At 43.8% G+C, this 18,723-nt stretch carries 21 protein-coding genes and 1 pseudogene; 19 read left to right on the top strand and 3 right to left on the bottom strand.

Annotated elements, in window-relative coordinates; all coding sequences use genetic code 11:
• The first annotated feature begins 955 nt into the window (after positions 1-955).
• Entirely contained in the window at positions 956-1,645 is a 690-nt protein-coding gene (locus C1N53_RS22280) for a recombinase family protein (RefSeq protein ID WP_137761679.1), read from the top strand.
• Between the two features lie 83 nt (positions 1,646-1,728).
• Positions 1,729-2,934: a DUF3800 domain-containing protein gene (locus C1N53_RS22275; RefSeq protein ID WP_137761678.1), complete on the top strand. Its 1,206-nt coding sequence runs from the start codon at positions 1,729-1,731 to the stop codon at positions 2,932-2,934.
• 561 nt (positions 2,935-3,495) lie between these two features.
• On the opposite strand, the gene C1N53_RS22270 is transcribed toward C1N53_RS22275, so the two are convergent.
• Positions 3,496-3,750, bottom strand: coding sequence for a hypothetical protein (locus C1N53_RS22270; RefSeq protein ID WP_137761677.1), 255 nt, complete (start codon positions 3,748-3,750; stop codon positions 3,496-3,498).
• Positions 3,751-4,285: 535 nt separating this feature from the next.
• On the opposite strand from C1N53_RS22270, the gene C1N53_RS22265 reads away from it, so the two are divergent.
• From C1N53_RS22265 to C1N53_RS22900, 7 genes are all read left to right on the top strand, one after another.
• Positions 4,286-4,696, top strand: a complete 411-nt coding sequence (locus tag C1N53_RS22265; RefSeq protein ID WP_137761676.1) for a hypothetical protein — start codon at positions 4,286-4,288, stop codon at positions 4,694-4,696.
• Entirely contained in the window at positions 4,696-5,319 is a 624-nt protein-coding gene (locus tag C1N53_RS22260; RefSeq protein ID WP_137761675.1) for a Fic family protein, read from the top strand. The genes C1N53_RS22265 and C1N53_RS22260 overlap by 1 nt, the downstream gene beginning before the upstream one ends.
• Positions 5,316-5,552, top strand: a complete 237-nt coding sequence (locus tag C1N53_RS22255) for a hypothetical protein (RefSeq protein ID WP_137761674.1) — start codon at positions 5,316-5,318, stop codon at positions 5,550-5,552. The genes C1N53_RS22260 and C1N53_RS22255 overlap by 4 nt, the downstream gene beginning before the upstream one ends.
• A 146-nt stretch (positions 5,553-5,698) precedes the next feature.
• Complete coding sequence (locus C1N53_RS22250; RefSeq protein WP_018480082.1) at positions 5,699-6,820, top strand: hypothetical protein; 1,122 nt, start codon at positions 5,699-5,701, stop codon at positions 6,818-6,820.
• 1,152 nt (positions 6,821-7,972) lie between these two features.
• Positions 7,973-8,437, top strand: a complete 465-nt coding sequence (locus C1N53_RS22245) for a RadC family protein (protein WP_108213664.1) — start codon at positions 7,973-7,975, stop codon at positions 8,435-8,437.
• Positions 8,438-8,682: 245 nt separating this feature from the next.
• A complete protein-coding gene (locus C1N53_RS22240) occupies positions 8,683-9,624 on the top strand; it encodes an ArdC family protein (RefSeq protein ID WP_137761673.1) in 942 nt (313 codons plus the stop codon).
• 456 nt (positions 9,625-10,080) lie between these two features.
• A complete protein-coding gene (locus C1N53_RS22900) occupies positions 10,081-10,272 on the top strand; it encodes a BPTI/Kunitz domain-containing protein (RefSeq protein ID WP_137761672.1) in 192 nt (63 codons plus the stop codon).
• On the opposite strand, the pseudogene C1N53_RS22230 reads toward C1N53_RS22900, so the two are convergent.
• Positions 10,246-10,488 (bottom strand): annotated as a pseudogene (locus tag C1N53_RS22230) (IS3 family transposase); the annotation flags it as partial. The gene C1N53_RS22900 and the pseudogene C1N53_RS22230 overlap by 27 nt on opposite strands.
• Positions 10,489-10,928: 440 nt before the next feature.
• Here C1N53_RS22230 and C1N53_RS22225 point away from each other — a divergent pair.
• Positions 10,929-12,140, top strand: coding sequence for a peroxiredoxin (locus tag C1N53_RS22225; protein WP_137761670.1), 1,212 nt, complete (start codon positions 10,929-10,931; stop codon positions 12,138-12,140).
• Positions 12,141-12,211: 71 nt separating this feature from the next.
• Here C1N53_RS22225 and C1N53_RS22655 read toward each other — a convergent pair whose 3' ends face one another.
• Positions 12,212-12,367, bottom strand: coding sequence for a hypothetical protein (locus tag C1N53_RS22655; protein WP_168194105.1), 156 nt, complete (start codon positions 12,365-12,367; stop codon positions 12,212-12,214).
• Positions 12,368-12,824: 457 nt separating this feature from the next.
• Here C1N53_RS22655 and C1N53_RS22220 point away from each other — a divergent pair, with 457 nt between their 5' ends.
• The 9 genes from C1N53_RS22220 (at position 12,825) to C1N53_RS22180 (ending at position 18,707) form a co-directional block, all read left to right on the top strand.
• Positions 12,825-13,115, top strand: a complete 291-nt coding sequence (locus tag C1N53_RS22220; protein ID WP_137761669.1) for a hypothetical protein — start codon at positions 12,825-12,827, stop codon at positions 13,113-13,115.
• 75 nt (positions 13,116-13,190) lie between these two features.
• Complete coding sequence (locus C1N53_RS22215) at positions 13,191-13,445, top strand: hypothetical protein (RefSeq protein ID WP_137761668.1); 255 nt, start codon at positions 13,191-13,193, stop codon at positions 13,443-13,445.
• A 462-nt stretch (positions 13,446-13,907) separates the two neighbouring features.
• Positions 13,908-14,345, top strand: a complete 438-nt coding sequence (mobC, locus tag C1N53_RS22210; protein WP_137761667.1) for a plasmid mobilization relaxosome protein MobC — start codon at positions 13,908-13,910, stop codon at positions 14,343-14,345.
• A 378-nt stretch (positions 14,346-14,723) separates the two neighbouring features.
• Positions 14,724-16,301 (top strand): relaxase/mobilization nuclease domain-containing protein, encoded by a 1,578-nt coding sequence (locus C1N53_RS22205; protein ID WP_137761666.1) that lies wholly within the window; start codon positions 14,724-14,726, stop codon positions 16,299-16,301.
• 20 nt (positions 16,302-16,321) lie between these two features.
• The gene (locus C1N53_RS22200; protein WP_137761665.1) at positions 16,322-16,951 is read left to right on the top strand and encodes a ParA family protein; all 630 of its coding nucleotides are present in this window, start codon (positions 16,322-16,324) and stop codon (positions 16,949-16,951) included.
• A 72-nt stretch (positions 16,952-17,023) separates the two neighbouring features.
• Positions 17,024-17,518 carry a hypothetical protein gene (locus C1N53_RS22195; RefSeq protein WP_018480017.1) on the top strand — a complete coding sequence of 165 codons (495 nt, stop codon included), beginning with the start codon at positions 17,024-17,026 and terminating at the stop codon, positions 17,516-17,518.
• 154 nt (positions 17,519-17,672) lie between these two features.
• Positions 17,673-18,083 carry a hypothetical protein gene (locus tag C1N53_RS22190; RefSeq protein WP_137761664.1) on the top strand — a complete coding sequence of 137 codons (411 nt, stop codon included), beginning with the start codon at positions 17,673-17,675 and terminating at the stop codon, positions 18,081-18,083.
• Between the two features lie 24 nt (positions 18,084-18,107).
• On the top strand, positions 18,108-18,401 hold the full coding sequence (locus C1N53_RS22185; RefSeq protein ID WP_025603778.1) for a DUF4134 domain-containing protein: 294 nt from the start codon (positions 18,108-18,110) through the stop codon (positions 18,399-18,401).
• A 3-nt stretch (positions 18,402-18,404) separates the two neighbouring features.
• On the top strand, positions 18,405-18,707 hold the full coding sequence (locus tag C1N53_RS22180) for a DUF4133 domain-containing protein (RefSeq protein WP_137761663.1): 303 nt from the start codon (positions 18,405-18,407) through the stop codon (positions 18,705-18,707).
• The last annotated feature ends 16 nt before the right edge of the window (positions 18,708-18,723 follow it).

Below are 18,723 nucleotides of genomic sequence, written 5' to 3'. Positions count from 1 at the left end.
CCTGATGGAGTTGCAACAAGCTGTTGAGTAAAAAGGAATGGGTATCCTTGAGTTATCGCAAATAAATTACTAGTTCCCCCTGCTACCAAGCCCTTCACTACAATTAAAGGTGAATTGGAAACCATAGGGTTAAAGCAAACCTGTAGATGATGAATTCAAGATCGACAGGATTTTTAGCAGTTTGAAGTTATCCAGCCGCACTCGTAGATTCATACATATCTGCCGATCATGGATGAGCAGTATTATGGTAAGCCAAGGTGGAGGAGTGCTGCCAAGCTTTCTGTGTGGACACTTTTAATAGGTTCTGGGTTAATCTGGTATGGGAGAATGCGCAGGCCTTTCTGTATGAATGACGGCTACGGCGGTTTTGTGGAGCATTTTTGGATCTGCTTTGTTGCCGCTGTGATTGACGGTTTAGTGATTCTGCTGTTGGATGTCCTGCTTAACCTTGTCTATCAAGACCTCTATTGGCCAAGGCGTAACCGCAAAACACGGGTATGCTGTTGCTGCTTTAATTGGGGGTGCCCTTGCGACAGGCTTCAAACTGTGGGCCCTTAAAACAGGAGTATGGGAATACACTCCCCGCATGTCAATGGTGCCAGTGCTAAGAATAGAACTTTTGCCTCTTATTCAGCTAATGGTGTTGCCCGTGCTTACTTACCACATTAGCTTGGCCATAGTTAAGGCCGAAATGTAGCACCACACAGGACCAATACTAGGTGCAAAATCTTACACCTTTATTAATGTATTTTCTCAAAGCTGAGAGAGGCAAAAAAAATGCTGTGGCAAAAGCTAAGCATCTCCTCCGTTCTTCAACTTAATTTACTTTCTGGGCGGAGCCTTGTAAGCGGATAAGCGCTATTTATGCTTTATAACATTTTAAAAACGGACGTTTATAAAATGTTATAACTATCTTTGCATCCGAGTTTCACCTATATATTAAGGAGTAGCGAAGATGAAGTACGTGGCCTACTACCGGGTCTCCACCAAGAAGCAAGGCCAGAGCGGGCTGGGCCTGGAGTCACAACGAGAGATGGTGAAGGGTTTCCTAAAGGCCGGCGATGCGCTCCTTGCCGAGCACATTGAAGTGGAGAGCGGCAAGCGCAACGACCGACCAGAGCTGGAGGCAGCCATCGCCCTGGCCAAGCGGGAGCAGGCCCAGCTGCTGATTGCCAAGCTTGATCGCCTCAGTCGTAACGCCGGGTTTATCTTTAAGTTGCGTGACAGCCACGTGGACTTTCTTGCTGTGGACATGCCGGATGCCAATACCCTGACCATCGGCATCTTCGCCGTATTGGCCCAGCATGAGCGGGAACTTATCAGCTCTAGGACCAGAGCTGCGCTCCAGCAAAAAAAACTACAGGGTTTTGCCTTGGGTTCGCCAGAGAATCTGACCCATGGAGCCAGGACGAAAGGGCTCCAGGTGCGGCGTGAGAACGCGGCCTCGCACAAAGCCAACCGGCAGGCTACGGAACTTATCCAGATGTATCGGGAAAAGAATATGACCTATCAGCAAATTGCTGACCGGCTAAACAGCCATGGCTTCACCACTCGCAGGGGGAAGAAATTCTTTGCCATCACCGTTCAGCGGCTGCACATCCGACAAGGGCAGCTTCAAACGAATGCCCTCACCTCACCAGAGTAGTTTAGGCTTACTATATTTATATTGAAAGTGCTTCATCTTTTGTATCTTATGTGGCATAAGTGCTATCACCCTATACTCCTCCTATGCAACATGTACATATTTTTCTGGACGAATACGGAAACGCCAGCCTGAACCTGGATAAAGCCGGTACCTTCTCTCATCTTGTGCTTACAGCCGTGCTTTTGGATGATACGAAGCTGGAGCAGGCCCGGCAGCTAAGGGAAACAATTAGCCACCGCTTCTTTCAAGGCCAACCCATCAAGTCCAGCCGTATCCCCAATGATAAGAAGGGCTTCCGGAAAAGATTGGAGGTATTGAAGGAGCTGCGCCAGCTGGACTTCGTCGTGCTGGGAATGGTCATCAACAAGAGCAAACTGGAAGGAGCAGGGTTTGATCGTAATGATGTGTTCTATAAATACTTCAACCGGATTTTCCTCAAGCAGTTTCCCAAAAACTTTACTGCTTTCTCAATACATGCCGATCAGCTTGGCTGGCCAGAATTTCGGCGCAGCCTACACCATTACATTGAAACCAAAGTTATCCAGCGGGATCTGTTTACGCCTGAGCGCACTTACCGCCTGGTGGAGGATAAGGCAGAGGAGCCCCTGGTGCAGCTGGCGGATTTTCTTTCAGGCTGCCTGGGCAAGATTTATTGCACCAGTCACAGCCACGAAAAGGCATCCGCACTGTTCGACTTGCTGCACGATCGTACGTTTATTGACTTTTTCCCTTTTGAAAGAACAGATTATCTCCTCTCTCCTGCCCCTGAAGACCAGCAGAAGAACCACCTTATCCGAAGAATAGCCTCGGAATCCGCGCAGGAGGCACTCTCTGGTAGAAACAGCCTTTCGGAGGAAGCACTTGCCGTATTACAGTACCTGTACCTGATGTTCCGCACTGCGCCTGACCGCCTCATCGAGAAACGGGAGATCATCGATAAGCTAAAAAGAAGATTTCCGGCTTTTTCGGAGCAGCAGTTGCGGGTTTGTGTCCAACACCTGCGCGACAACGGGGTGCTAATTGCCAGCATTCAGGGAAAGTCAGGCTATAAGCTTCCTGACGGCGTGGAAGATATCGCTGGCTTCTATAACCGCTACCTCAACAGCATTGTTCCGATGCTTAACCGCATCAATATCTGTAACCGCAAGTTGATGGTAAACAGTGTGCAGGAGGTGGATCTGCTTCAATCTAACACCGCTTATTCGCTTTTGCATGAGTTGATCAAAACACTGGATAAGGAGAAGCATGCTTCTTTGATAGAGGCTCAGCGGAGTCTTTCGTTTAGATAAGGCTCATATAATACAATTACTTATGTTCAGTGACTATCATCAAGATTAGATATTAACCACATAACGAATATTTAATACCTAATAAATAATAATTATTATGTGTTATGTATTAAATATTGAGCCTTATATTATAAGTATTATTTATTAGTGTTATTCAGATACTTGACTATAATGTCAGTGGACTAATAATAGCTTAAGATTTATTGGTGCAATGATTTCCTCCTGTTATGAGGAAGACTTTCTTCGCCTTATTTCTGGAAGCTGTGGGGTTTGACAAAGAGGCTTAGCTTTCAAGTCTGACTACCTTTTAATAACTGTATCAAGCAATTTTATTAGTATGAACTTAATAAACGCTATAACGCTATTTTAAAGTTAGTCTGGCGGACCCACAGAACATTGATCAACTCTTTGGGTGTGTGATTTTATAGTTCCTTGAGAATAAAAATGTCTCCGTATAGTATCCTGGCAAAACCGCAAGGGCTCTATCATGCAGTGGTAGATTTTATTGCTTTGAAATAAGGGACACACTAACGATCATATACCTCCCTTGGAAAATATTTCTTACTTCCCTTGCACTGTGATGCTGCTGTTCACAGCCTCCCACCTCAGCACGTGCCAAGCGGAATCGAAGTCTTCATCGCTTATAGTTAATAATGAACTGTAACTTCCATTAAATGGCCCTCTGATGAACAGCTGCTCTTTTGCAAGGTACTCCCCTTCTTTCCAGATAGCCTCTACGTCATTTATCCATACTAGCCACTTGACATGCTGTCCATCTTTGGGTAAGGTACTTTTGTCTAGCGCTATCTCTGGCATATCCCTTATCACAGAACTTTGGTGCCACAATACGGACAATAGCTATGTATAAAAATGGATTTCTGATGTCGTTCTAACTCCTTAAGCTGAACGTGCAACTCTGAGAAAGTCACCGCCTTGACTTCTCGCCTTGACTTCTTGCGCCCCTCTCTCATTCTCACATATGAGAAGTTCCGTTGGCACTGTCACCCTCACAACTTTTTTGCCTTTCACAGTAAGTTCCCGCTCTACCTGCTCTTTGATTTCCCTAATGAAATTACAGTTCATGGTATCACTGTTAGATTTAACAACAGAATAATATACCGCTACCTTTAGTTTACATCAACTTTTTTACATAACCATAGAGCCTCTTTTGATGAACTGCTTCTTGCCATAGATGACTTCGGATTTAGATATGTTGGTGATTAACAGTCTTGTGATAATATATGAATTGGAAACAGAAGCAAAGCTTGTTTTTATTTGCAAATGTAACAATATATTGTTACATTTGATAAGCCTATTTCGTATACCATTACAGGCATTACCTTGAGTTAGCATGAACAGAGTAAAAGGCATTTTGCAGAACGGGACCACGATCATACTGGAAAACTATGACCAGAGCAACGTGGACGATATGTACTTTATCAAAGCCATAGAAGCCACGAACCGGCGCAATCACAGAACTATAGCAGAGTACTTCAACGGACTTATTAGAAGTCTGGAGACAGTGCAGCAGGAGGTCAGGGAGCAGAAAGTACAGCAGCTTTTATCTCAGTACAGAGACAGGCCTGTGGTATCGGAAATGGTTCGCCAGGAACGGAGGGAGCAACTCGGGCAGACAAACCACATCGCTTCCTGCGAGGGCTACGAGGAGGAGGAGCTCAACAAGGTGCTGGACGAGCTGTATATCAACGGACAAATCACGCCTGAGGAGATGAATCAGGTATTCAACTTAAAGTATCTGTAATGAACGACAGGTACTGCTATCCCGGCACCAGTGTGCTGATCAATCATTTTAACATTAGGGACGCAGCTAAGTTAAGCAAATTAGAGCTTACTCATTGGAGGCATAACGTATTGGCTTTGCCTGGTAAATTAGTCAGCCAACTAAAGTTTAATTTAGCGCTTTGGCAGCTGATCCACAAGGAAACCTTTGGCACCGTCTATCCCTGGGCAGGGGAGCTACGGAGTGTGATGATCTCCAAAGGCAATGCTGTACATGCCGCGCCACGTATGATTGAGCCCTATGCCAACCACTTACTCCAGGAGCTGAAGGCAGCGGGGTATTTAAAGGGACTGGACAGGGAGCAGTTCCTATTGAAGGGATCTTATTTTTTTGAGGAACTGAATGCCATTCACCCCTTCCGCGAGGGGAACACCAGAACACTAAAGGTTTTCTTTTCCCTTTTGTCCCGACAGGCGGGGTATGAAATAGACTGGCGCAAGGTTTCGGAACAGCAGTACCAACAGGCAGAGCAGGCATCTTTTGCTGTAGGAAACAAAGGTCCCTCCCCTTTTTACCCACTGTTTAAGGAGGCCCTTGAGCCTGTTGAGTTATCAATTAAGCAATCTATCAGGTTCAAACTATGAGTGAGAACAACCAAGGCGAGACATGTGCAGCGTGTGATCCTAAGACCCACATCACTGCAGAGGTGAAGGCTATGTTTAAGGAGACAAACCTAACCTGGGAGAAGTTGGCCGAGCTGGATGAAGGCGTTGGCCGTGGGAAGGGGAGCTATAGGCAAACCTTTTTGGCAAGGCTTATCAAAGCCCAGGAAACGCTGCAGAAAGTCGGGTACAGCATCCGAATCGAGAAAGGTTAGTTCTGTAAAGATTTATATTTTGTACATTGTTAACTTTGAAAAAATTTAACTTACCCAAAGATTTTTACCAACCCGTCCCTTATAAGGAGGAGGAAGGACTGTACCAGTGGCTGAGTTGCCAATCCGTACCTGTTTTTTAGTAACTTATGCAACACGAGAACAAACCCTCTGAGGCCCTTTTAAGCGATCCGACCTACTTCCTGAGTAGGATTGACAGGAGCGTAGCCGATAACATCAGAGACATTGAGAAATCCTTTGATGAAGATGCCGGTATTGTGAAAGATTTCATCGTCTTCATTTCGAGGAAAATGAAAAAGGACCTTTTCGGTTTCACGAGGTTCACGCTTTCAGAGTTCTGCAAAGAGACTGGGCGTAACAAGCAGACCTTGTGTGAGGTGCACCCCAAGTTCAAAAATAACCCCAAAGCGGAAGTGCCGGAATATTTCGGTCACAGGTTTGAAACAACCTTTGACTATGCCCTGTTCCACATGCTGAGCAATAACATCATCTTCTCTCGCTCCTACGAGTATAAGCATCAGGATAAGGTGATAGAGCTGAAGAACTTTGCCATTCTCAAGGATATTAAGGTTAGCATCGACAGACACACCAACACTATCAAAATTTACGATGTCCGAATATCGGATGAGCTGATGGAAGGGTTCTTCCGCAGGTACTATACCATCGACACCAACGGCTATAAGCATGTAGGAAAAGGGCGTGGTGGCGACGGGCGCAAGAGCCTGTACATTTTCCTTTACAAGACGCGTCACCAACTGCTTAGTTCAGGTAAACGCATCACGAAGCTGCCCATAGATCTGTTGGCCTCGGTTGCCCATATTGAGTCAGAGGAACCTCGGTTTAAGAAAAAAAGTGTAAAGAGGGTCCTGGATTACATTCGGGAGAAGGGAAAACTGCCTTTCGACTATACTTTTGTCCAAGGAGACCCAACTAAAAAGTACCAAGAGCTCTATTGGGTTAGTCTGGACTTCTCCGTATACCACGAGGTTATGGAGGCGAAGGAGGATCACAACTTTTACATTGCCCTGCTGGAGCGCATGCGGGATCTTTTCCACCATACATATGGGAACCATGTCCAGATCACAGGAGAGAAAGATACTTTTCAGCGTTGGCTGACTAATTCGGACGCGGACCTGACGCACAAAGCAAATGAGCTTTGCAAAGCATATTTTAAGGTGCACAACAAGGATATCACACTGGCAATGGCGAAAAAGCTTATTCGGGGAGGTCTGTTCTCCGACGATAATTAAAAAGCTATTCAAGTATTGTCACGCAGGGCAGAACTAAAGGCTATATGGAAACTCCCTACATTGCCCTTGGAAGGACTTTAAGCAAGTGTTTTAGCCTATTATTCAAGTATTGCCACGCATACGAGACATAAAGAGCCAATCTAAAATATGGATGAGATATGACTTTTGCAAAATACAAACTTGGAGAAGATGTATAAGTAAGCGGTACGCTTACAGGATTAGGTGACCAAAGAGGCTGCGTTATCGAAATAGTGTATGACAAGCTGAGCAGCCAATTCTTCTATAACGGGCAATGTGGAGGGGATCGACATTATACGCAGGAACGATTTGTCTCTAATGTACTCAGACTTAACGATGGCACTTCGAGTAATGATGATAGAAACTCCTAGCGAATGTCTCCAGCATGCCACAGGCATTCTTCCTGAGGGTATCTGGACAGGTTACGTTGCTGCAAGCCATATGAAGCGGCAGGCTTAATGTATCGAATCGATCTTTTACCTTATGGATGCCTTCTTGAGCCAAGAGAATATTTGCTATTCAAGTATTGCCACACTCTTTCAGAGCCGTTCAAATATTGCCTCAGTAGCTGGAGCCGTTCAAGTACTGTCACAATCCATTCAAGTATTGTCTCAAGTCGTTCAAGTATTGCCACAAATTGGCTAGTTCCCTCAACAATAGCTGTTTTACTTACTCAAGTATTGTCTCAAGCCGTTCAAGTATTGCCACGCTTCTCCAAAGCTATTCAAGTGTTGCCTCAGTAGTAGTAGGTCATTCAAGTATCGCCACACCAATAATGCAGCCCATTTGCTCTACTCCGTGCAGCCGTTCAAGTATTGCCACTAAATATATATACTTCTATATACTTCCTTATAAATAGTAATTTGAAATGTCGGAGGGGTTCGTGAACAATAAAGAATTAACAAAAGGGAAGAGAAAGAGACCTGCGCTGCGAAAATTACACAACTTCTTTACAAAAACAGATAAAATATGTCCAGTGCTTTAATGAATAGCTATGAAGCCTAAAGGTTCCATACACAGGGCCGGCAAAGATGAGATAAAAAAAATAAAAATAATGTATACATAATGTAACTTAATATATACATATCGTATATATTAATATATCTTTTATATCAAATCCTTTAAATCTTGTGTATGGAACAGACTTCAACAACCGTCAGCCAGATTGCAGAGGTAAAGCTCAGCTACCATCCCCAGGTGAAGGCCTCCGAGCGCCCGCAGATTACGAGTTCTAAAGACAGTTACACTTTCTTCCTACAGCTGTGGGATGAGGGCAGCATACAGTTCCGTGAGCAATTTAAGGTTATGTTATTAAGCAGGGCAAACAAAGTGCTGGGAATATTTGAGGTTTCTACCGGTGGCGTGGCCGGTACGGTGGCAGATCCGAAACTTATCTTTGTCGCTGCGCTCAAAGCCAATGCCAGTGGGATCGTTTTAGCCCATAATCACCCATCGGGCAACTTAAAGCCTAGCAGTGCAGATATTAGCCTTACTAAAAAGGTGAAGGAGGGCGGTAACTTACTTGATATTGCTGTTCTGGATCACATCATCCTTACTAATGAGGGCTATTATTCTTTTGCAGACGAGGGACTTTTATAAAAGTCCCTCACTCCTTCAAATCTCGGCTGTTAAACCAACCGTAGCGGCCCGCTTGGCGGCGGGTTTTCCTTTTTTCTTTCTGTAGTAATGCCTGTTCTACAATAGCACACAAGCAATTTAGCGCTAACATAAGGGGAAATAAAAACTCTATTTTGTGAATAAATAATACATACTAAATGTAACCAATTGAATACATAACGTATATATTAATATGAGTTTTGTTTAACCTTATAAAGCTAAAAGTTATGAGCGCGTATCAAAAATTCATTCAACTGGCAGATCAGGTAACAAATGAGGTCATCGAGCAATTAGAGCAAGGCCAGGTATTCTGGAGAAAGCCTTGGACATCGTACGGATTGCCTAAAAACTATGTATCTGGACGCTATTATGAAGGCTTCAATGCTTTCTTTCTGAACTACCTGACTGATAAAAAAAACTTTAGGACGCCCTATTTTCTTACCTACAAACAGGCTAAAGAACTGGGCGGGCATGTAAAAAAGGGAGAGAAAGGAACCCAGATCATCTACTGGAAAATTTACGCCAACAGTGATACTGAGGAGGCTAAAGGCAATGCAGGAGAGACAGAGGAGGTGTGTCAGAGAAGGTTTGTCCCCTTTATTTGGACAGTATTTAACATTGATCAGGTGGAAGGAATCGAGTTTACCCTCCCTTCTGTTCATGAACGTACCGATCTGCAGGTAATAGAGGCTTGTCAGGAGGTGGTGGATCAATACCCTATGCCACGCCCGAACGTTCTGCACGGAGGCTCCCAGGCCTACTATGCGCCTTTTAATGATACGGTACAGATGCCGGAGCTGAGCAGCTTTGTTTCCTCTCAGGCTTATCACGCGACTTTGTTTCACGAACTGATTCACTCTACAGGCCATCAAACCAGGCTTAACCGTTTTGCTGATGAAGAGAAGGCGGCCCGTTTTGGCGACATAAATTACTCTAAGGAGGAACTGATAGCCGAGATGGGAGCAAGTTTCCTCAACGCCTTTACAGGTATCAAAGCGGAGGTTTTTGAAAACTCGGTGGCTTACCTGCAAGGATGGGCGAAGAAGTTTGAAGATGATAAGACGATGATCATCTATGCAAGCACAAAGGCTTTTAAAGCGGCTAGCTATATCCTGAACCTACAGGCAGAAAGTAACCTGGGGGCAGAAGCAACAACTATGGCAGCATAGCCTTTAGAAAGATCTTGTCTGGCTCCCAGACAAGATCTTTCATTTTTAATACTGAGGGGGTGGCTTCTGAAATTTGGAAGTCGAAATTCAGCCATGGCGACCCGCCTTCGGCGGGATTCCTTTTGCTGTAGTAGATTTCGGTTAATTGCAAGGATGAGTTCAGCTAATTACTCATTCTATAGCTGCTACATTTAATAATTCTTAAATCTTATCTTTTTTAACATAACACGAGTTATAGGCGAAACCCCGTTTCCCGCCAACTGGAGGGGGTAAGGTTTTGGCACTATAGCGGGAGGAGGAATTGTTGGCAGCAAGTAAAAGATATTAGAAACCTATTCTGCAACCATCCTCAAGATAAATGGGTCATGATGATATGAAAAAGAACTTTAAGTGATTGCTCTACTTTAGTTTTGTTTTTTTGTTCTTGTCCAATCAAGCTGTAAGAAGGACCAAATTATGCTCGAAAGATGCACGTTAGCACCTAATCCAGGTCCTTGTAGAGCCGCAATTACTAGATATTACTATGATCAAAAAGAGAAAAGATGCAAATCTTTCATTTGGGGGGGATGTAGAGGGGTGGTGCCCTTCGAATGGACTTGCAACAAAAAACCGGACAAAAGATTAAGCTGCAATAGGATTCATGTTTAATTTTTCTTCCATTTGTTTTGGCGTGCGGTATCCCAGGCTCGAGTGGATTCTTTCCCTGTTGTAGAAGACTTCGATGTATTCGAAGATTTCTATGGCAGCCGCTCGCTGGTTTGCAAACCTGGCGCCGTACACGCACTCTGTTTTCAGGCTTTTGAAGAAGCTCTCGGCCACAGCGTTGTCCCAGCAGTTGCCCCTGCGGCTCATGCTCTGGCGGATCAAGGGATAGCTTATAGGCAGGCTCTTTAACAGAAAGGGCTATGGTACATCCATAGATAGGATATTCTCTGAATTGGACAGCGGTAACCAGCAAGTGCAAGTGAGAAATAAATCCACCACCTCTGAACTCCTAGACCTTTACCAATTGAAAGGTAAGCTGAACCATATTAATCCCGATAGCATAATGCCGAATGACAGTTTGCTCCTTAGGGAAATTGAATCCGACCTAAAAAACATTATAGATGAAAAGGATTGATTTCAGATTCTTTAACCACCTCCCATTGCGAGTCAGTGAGTCTCTGATATTGAGATTGCATAAGCTATACAGTTTGGTCACTTATTGCTTACGCGCTGACTCGTTTTTTTTATCCCCTCCGCAAAATTTAAACATGCTCTAAATTATAATTCAATATATTTGTTATAGAATAACTTACTCGCTCATGTGGCAAAAACTTTTAACGTACTCATCTTTTATACTTTTACTAGCTAGTTGCCAGAGCACTTCTACAACTACCTCAACAGAAAGTTACCCCCAGGGAAAGTACCGGGCGGCCATTCAACTACAGGGAAATGAAGTACCTTTCTTTATTCAGTTTGAGGGAGAAGGAGCCAATTTAAAGGCCTACATACTTAACAGTGATGAACGACTGGAAACAGATGTATTGATAAAAGAAGATTCCATTATTATGGATATAAACGTGTTTGATGCAAGCTTGCGTGCAAAATATACTGATACTATCCTTACGGGTGAGTGGGTAAAGCATTATGTAAAGAATTACAGGGCTCCCTTTAAAGCTGCTCTGATCAACGGACAGCAAAGGTTTAAGCTTGAGGGCAATCCTGCTTATAATTTTACAGGGAAATGGGAAACATATTTTAGCCTTGGCTCTGGTGAACCAAGGCCAGCGGTAGGCAATTTCCGCCAGGAGGGTAACCATATTTCCGGAAGTTTTGCATTGGCCTCAGGAGATTTCAGGTACCTGGAAGGCAATGTAAGTGATAGCACCTTTTATTTAAGCACCTTTAATGGTGAAGAGGCTAAACTTTTTATTGGGCATCTAAATGATTCAGGTGAGCTCATAGGTAAATACTTAAATGGTCTTACGGGCAACTATTCTTTTACTGCAAAACCGAATGAAAATTTCCGGCTGGCCAGTAAAGATAGAAAAGTATCTACTCAAACCATTAACTTTAGCTTTCCAGACCTACAAGGCAATATAGTTTCTTTATCCGATCCGCAGTTTATGGGCAAGCCTCTTATTGTGCAAATTTTCGGTTCCTGGTGTCCAAGTTGTATGGACGAAACCAAGTATCTAGGCCAATGGTATAATGATAACAAAGAACGTATAGAAATTGTAGCACTGGCATTTGAGAAAAAAGATGATTTTCAATACGCTAAAGCCAGGGTAGAAAAGTCTAAAAACAGGCTTAATGCCGATTATACCTTTCTCATTGCCGGGCATGAAAAAGATGCCAGCAAAGTCTTTCCAACCATTGATGGCCCCATATACTTTCCAACTACCTTATACATTGATAAAAACGGCCTACTACGCAAAGTACATTCAGGTTTTAACGGGCCAAGCACAGGCCCCTTGTTCGAACAATGGAAAGCAGACCATCAGGCTATTGTAGAAGAGTTGGTAAAAGAATGATTTATTTTCTTAACGAATTTAGCTTTTGAAGAAGCTGCCAAGCAGATTCAATCTGTAAATAAAGTAAAACACTAAATTTCTGATAGAGAGCTGAAAGAATAAAAAAGTGCCTCCTGGCTCGCTGACCAGGAGGATTTCTGATTTGCGTCGATCAGCTTGCCTAGCCGCTCGAAGGCTGCCTGCTCCCGTTTGGTCTGCTCTTGCAGCAGCCTTTCGGTGCTAGCCATGGTGGCCGCCGCTGCCCTCTGGTGCACCGAGATGAGGTTGTTAAGCTGCTCATAAGATCTTCCTTGCGTAGCTCGATGTGCTTCACCTGTTCAGCCTTGGCTGACTGCTGCAGGTTACCTGTCTATTAAACATAACCTCGCTTATGAGAATTTGTACCTCTACTTTATCTAAATATGCTTGTTTTTCTGCTACCCATTTCTCCAATCTTATCAAAGGCTTGACGAACACTGCAGTTGCTTTTTGAGAGCACTTGTGGCTTGCAAGAGCATCTAATCTTCCTCCCTCCTACTGCTGTTGTCTTGATTGCTCTTGAGGAACAGGTAAAAGAAGAATAGACGATAAACTTATCAAATACTTTTAGTATCAAATTGTATATGTTACGTATATATTTGTAGGCATCTATCATTAGATGTTTTATCTTAAAATAAACCACCAGTATTCGTTAGTTATAGGACAATGCAAATTGAAGATAAGAGCCCTAAGTTTGAATTAGGCAAGCGTATGCTTGAAAAGCAACAGCTGACTTCCCTTGCTGAGCTGTTTGATATCGTGCCGTATACTCCCGTGGCCAAAGCACTAGGCGTTAACAACCAGCGACTGCGGAACAAGATTGACGATCCTAGATCCTTTCGGGTAAGTGAAGTGCTGGACCTGGCAGTAATGTTGGATGTAGATGCGATCAAGCTCTTTGCCTTACTTCAAGAAACGATCAAGAAATCGGCACCTGCTGAAGGAGCAACTAAATGATAGCTTCACAAAGCACAAGATGCTAAGCTTTATATTGCCTACTACCCTATTGATCAACCTCTCGCTTTTTCGCCTATGAATCTATATGAGTTCAATAGTATTCTTTCTATCGATGACAGGGCACAGGCTGTATGGGATGAGGGGCAGTTCCTTTCAAGCCGCCTCGATGGGGAGTATCGGGTATGCCTCTACTACATAGGTGATTTTTTTGCAGAGGTTTGGTTTAGTTCATGTAATAGCGATAGTAGTATTTGCCATATACGGGCTTTTAAAAGCCGAAGGCTTCTGGAACCCTACCTCTCCCCTATTGACCTGTCTACCCTTTTCTGATTCTTTCTGCTTATTGTCTCAAACTATCAACTTTGACTTTTAAGCTGCTTACCTTTAATTGGCACATATTACTAGCTGTAAAAAGAATTATAAGTAATATCTAATACATGTTAGTTATTAGATATTGCTTATTATATTTTAGATAATAGCTAATAAGTAATAATTATTAAATATTTGTTCCGCTGGATTTAGTGTTTGAAGCTCTTTCTTATAGTAGGTACTTGTCATCCATGCTCCCCTGTCCCGTCCAGCTTACCTAATGCTCCGCCTTTGGAATCTTACTCTTCCTAATCTCCCTCCCTCCTTGTATTATTTGCTTAGAATTCTTTCTTTTGATGTATGGAGGGCTTTGTATTGCAAGATGTGTTTTGAGTCCCTCAAAACCTCTTGCCCTGCTTTCAGCGTAGCTGTCAGCAGGGGTAAAGCCACTCGCAACTCGTGTTTTTATTGAGCATAGAATGTATGGAAGATGTTAAGAAAGCAAAGGGAGGGCGTCCAAAACTATCGCCTGACTTAAAGAGAGCCAGACAAGTAAAGCTGACCTTTTCCGATAGCGAATACAGGCAACTGGAGGCTGAGATGACGGCTGCAGGGCATGAATTATTGTCTGTTTACCTGCGAAAGAAGACACTGGCGCAGCCTGACGATTTTATTGCTAATCCCAAAGAGTTGATCGCGGTTCTGGATAAGCTGGGTCCAGAGATCAGCAGGGTCGGTAACAATATCAATCAAGTAGCACGCTATGTCAATTACCTGAAGGCGAACAATATGATAAACCTGCAGTTTCTTGCCGATTTTAACAGGCACATGATAGAGTTCGGGGGTATAGAAAAAGAATTGGTCAAGGCGCTTCGGTCTTTTCTCCGGATTGCTGCTGCTAGGTTTAAGAAGGTTAAATAATATTTATTATTTAATAAATAAGAATTAATAAATAAGAATTAATAAATAAAATTAATAAATAAGAATTAATAAATAAGAATTAATAAATAAGAATTAATAAGTAAGAATTAATAAGTAAGAATTAATAAATAAGAATTAATAAATAAGAATTAATAAATAAGAATTAATAAATAAGAATTAATAAATAAGAATTAATAAATAAGAATTAATAAATAAGAATTAATAAATGTTACCTATTAATTATTGAGTTTTGAGCAATAAATAACAACTGATAATTATTAAATAAAATATAATACTTTAAAATTGTTAAATAATATATAGTAGCTTTTATGTGAAAATTATTATTTGTTATATTTTTGATGCGTTAAAGAGTGGGCTATGATTGTGAAAATCCTTTCTGCCGCTGCCGGGTTCAATGGCGTTGTTTATAATGAAGAGAAAAGAGCACAGGGTGCAGCTCAGCTGCTCAAGGCTGAGAACTTCGGTTTTCTGAATCTGGCAGCAGGAAGCTTGAAGCAGGAGGATTACATCAGGTACATGACGTTGGTGGCAAACACAAACGAATCAGTGCTAAAGTCCCAGTTCCATGCCATTATTTCCTGCAAGGGAAGGGAGAAGGGTGCGGAGGAACTCCTGGAAATCGCGGAGCAGTACCTCCAGCGCATGGGGTACCATGATAACCCCTACCTTATCTACTTTCATTCAGATACTGCGCACAACCATGTGCACATGGTGTCTACCAGGGTAAGCAAAGAGGGGAAGAAGGTGAATGACAAGTATGAAAACGTAAGGTCTCAGAAAGTGATGCAGGAGATTCTGATGCAGGATGTGGCATACGAGATAAAAGCATACTTGACGAAAGCGCTGGCATATGGATTTTCCTCTGAAGCTCAGTTTAAGTTGCTGCTCGAAAGGGAAGGCGTGAAGGTCACGGAGAAGGAGGGACAGTACCAGTTCATTAAGTACGGTTCAGTGGTGCATGCCTTTGCAAAGAAAGAAGTCGCTGACAGGATAGCGAAGTATAAAGCACCAGATGCGCGTGTAGGGCAGCTGAAAGCCATGTTCCGCAAGTATAAACGAGGCCTAACGGTGGAGCAGTTCTCCGGGCTATTAAAGGAAAAGTTCGGGATAGAGCTGGTGGTGCACCAGGCAGAGGGGAAGAGCACTCCCTATGGCTACACGATTCTCGACCATGCCAGCAAACAGGTGCTGAAGGGCTCCCAGGTGATGAAGCTCGATGAGCTGCTTTCCAGTGTTAACAGAGAAGATAAAAAACAGGCTGGACGGGAGCTCATAGCCAAGCTTTCTGCAGACAGGGGGCTGTGTTACACCGGCTTCAAAATACAGCTGGAGGCAACAGGGCTCCTGATCAACAGAAAGGGAGAGATCCGCATCAAGGGAGATGAAGAAGGCAGCATCCCTGTTCTGATGCTTGATAAGACCCATGTCAGGGCGCTGCTTTACCAGGAAAGGCTGCAGGAGGCACGGCAGTACGTTGTGACGAGCGATAAGGATATGAGGCTGCTTTCCAGGCTGTTTTTTGTAAAGCAGTCGGATCTGTCGGTTGCGAAGCCTTCTGACCCTCTGGAGAAGGAGGTGGTGGCCGCCAAGCTGCACAGCGGCCTTGCCAGCGGCAGGCCGCTGCAGGAAATCCTGGACAGTTGCGGCTGGAGCATTGCCCAAGCAGACGGAAAGCATTTCCTGATTGATCATCAGCAGAAACGGGTATATGCCTGGGTAGATCTGACCAATGAGAGGCCTGACTTTCATGCTGTGCAGGTTGTTGAGCTCGATAAGGGTAGTGATCGGGCGAGGGAGGAAAGGCTGCAGGACGCATGGGGCCAGTCTTCCAGTACCATCGGTCAACTGGCAGCTTCCATGCTTTACCATATGGAGTCAAACCTCGGACCTGATCAGGGCGAGAATAGGAAGAGAAAAAATCAACGAAAACGATAATACACATAGACGATTAATACATGAAAATTGTAGTAGCAAACCAAAAAGGAGGGGTAGGCAAGTCCACCACCTGTATACTGCTGGCTAACTATCTGGCCTTAGAGAAAAAGGACAATGTGATCATCTTGGATATGGACTTTCAGGACTCCATCTATTCCAGATGGGAGAAGGAGAAGGAGCTGTATGCCAATGACCCACTGTACGAGGTTATCAAGATGGAGGTAGAGGAGTACCCGAAATACAAGGTGCATATTGATAGCCTGCAAGGGGGGCATGTTATTATGGACATGCCTGGCAGGCTGGACACGAACGAGCTCATTGCTGTATACCAGGACGCTGAGGTGATCGTCTGTCCGTTCGCCTATGAGAAGATGACTTTTGAGTCCACCATGTTCTTTGTTCAGGTGGCCAAGCATGTTAACCCGCAGGTAAGGATCGTGTTCCTGCCAAACCGCCTGAAGTCCTCCGTGAACTATGAATTGAAAGCTGCCGTGGATGAGCAGCTGGCGCAATTCGGCACTGTGGCTCCGGCGCTGCCAGACCGGGTAGGATTTCAACGCATAGATACCGTATCGATCTCTTCGGATATCCGTGGGGTGCTCGATAATTCTTTTGGGTATATATATAATGAGTATTTAGAGACAATATAGAAGATTCTTTAAATAAAATTTATATTAATATTCAATAATTGAAACATTTTAATTAAATAACGTATATTATTCATGGCTACAGCAGGTAACAAAGGGTTTGACATCAAGAGCTTTAAGCAAAGCATAGGACAGGCTCCCCAGCAGAAAAACGCAGAAGAGAAAGCTGTTCAACCAGTTCCTGAGGAAAAAGAAGAGACGGCGCCCGCAGTTTCAAAATCGGGCAAAAAAGGTGAAAAGCCTAAGGCTTCTTCTACCGCTACAGCAGGCAAAAAGCAGGAGGCGCCTTCCTCGAAAAAGACAGCTGCAAAGGCTTCGGGTAAAGCAGCGTCAGGTTTGAGCTTTGAACAACTGCTTGCTGAGCTCGATAGTGCGAAGGATGAGTTTACCTTTACCTCCAAAACAGTTTATGTGGACGTGCATATACACGAAGTGCTAGACCTGCTGAAGAAAAAAGGAGGGATCAAAATCAATGTGCTGGCAAGCTACCTGTTTGCCAAATTCATTGAAGAGCATAAAGAGGAGATCCAAAGGCTCCGAGATAGAACGGATAACAAGTTCTTGAACTAAGCTGAATCTATAACATTAGGTAAAAAAGTATATAAATAAATAATCTAATCTTAAAATATACGTATAAGTATAAAACCGTATTTCATATCGATTATATATTTAAAGTAGGAATGTCTAGTTTGTAAATCGATGTTTTAACTTAAATTATATAGCTATGTCTTGGGGCGTTTTCTTTGCTACGGTAGCAGTACTCTATGTGCTTTATTATGTAGGTAACCTGTTATTTGACCTGTACCTTCGAAATGCAAAAGGCGTAGCCGCAGATATGGTGGCGCAGTACAGTGTTTCAGATTTAGTAGACACTACAGAGGCACCCCAAGACATTGTGGACGAGGATTACCTGGAGGAAGAATTCGAGGAGGATTATGAGGATTACGAGCAGGAGGAGCAACCCTTGGATAGCGGCCCCCAAGAATATCCTATTGCAGCCGACGGGCATGCCTTTGCGCACCAGACGGCCTCCGAGAATAGTGTCGCCATGCCCGTGATAGGGCAGGGGATACCCCTAGAGGAGTTCCTTCAGAACGCCAGGCGACTTTCAAACGCAATACCTTTTTCTTCATAAATTTTTAACTCAATGACAGAGATTATGAAAAAGTTACTTGCTATGCTCGTATTGGTAGTCCTCGCTGTCCCATCTTCCTTTGCTCAAGGGGCCGGAGGCATTGATGCCGGAGCCTCTGAACTCCAAACTTACATTGACCCTGTAGGCAACCTAATCCTAGTCATCGGAGCTATTGTTGGCCTGATTGGGGGAGTTAGGGTGTACATCAAGTGGAACTCCGGAGACCAGGACACACAAAAGGCTGTCATGGGGTGGATGGGGTCCTGTGTATTCCTGATGGTGGTGGGGGTGGTGATCAAAGCCTTCTTCGGCTTGTAAGCCGTGGCTCCCGAAGATAACAGAGGATTTAATGTCTACAAGGGGCTGCAAAAACCCCTTGTATTTAAGTCCTTGAAAGGTAGATATATCTACTGGGGCCTGGCCTCCGTTCTAACTGGCTTCTTTGCGGCAGTTGTCTTATCTGTTTCGCTCAACTTCTTTTCAGGTCTGGTAGCCTTGGTGGTCGTGACTTTCGGCGGTATGGGGTTTACGGCTATGCAGCAGAAGAAAGGGTTGCATCATAAAACGAAGTCCAAAGGGGTATACATCATGCCCGCACAATGGAGGCGCTCTGCACGAAGATAGGAGTCTGGCCCTGGCA

It is taken from the genome of Pontibacter sp. SGAir0037 (genome assembly GCF_005491705.1).
GTDB lineage: Bacteria > Bacteroidota > Bacteroidia > Cytophagales > Hymenobacteraceae > Pontibacter.
Note: the sequence above shows the minus strand (reverse complement) of the source record. Positions and strands in the feature narration are given on the sequence as shown.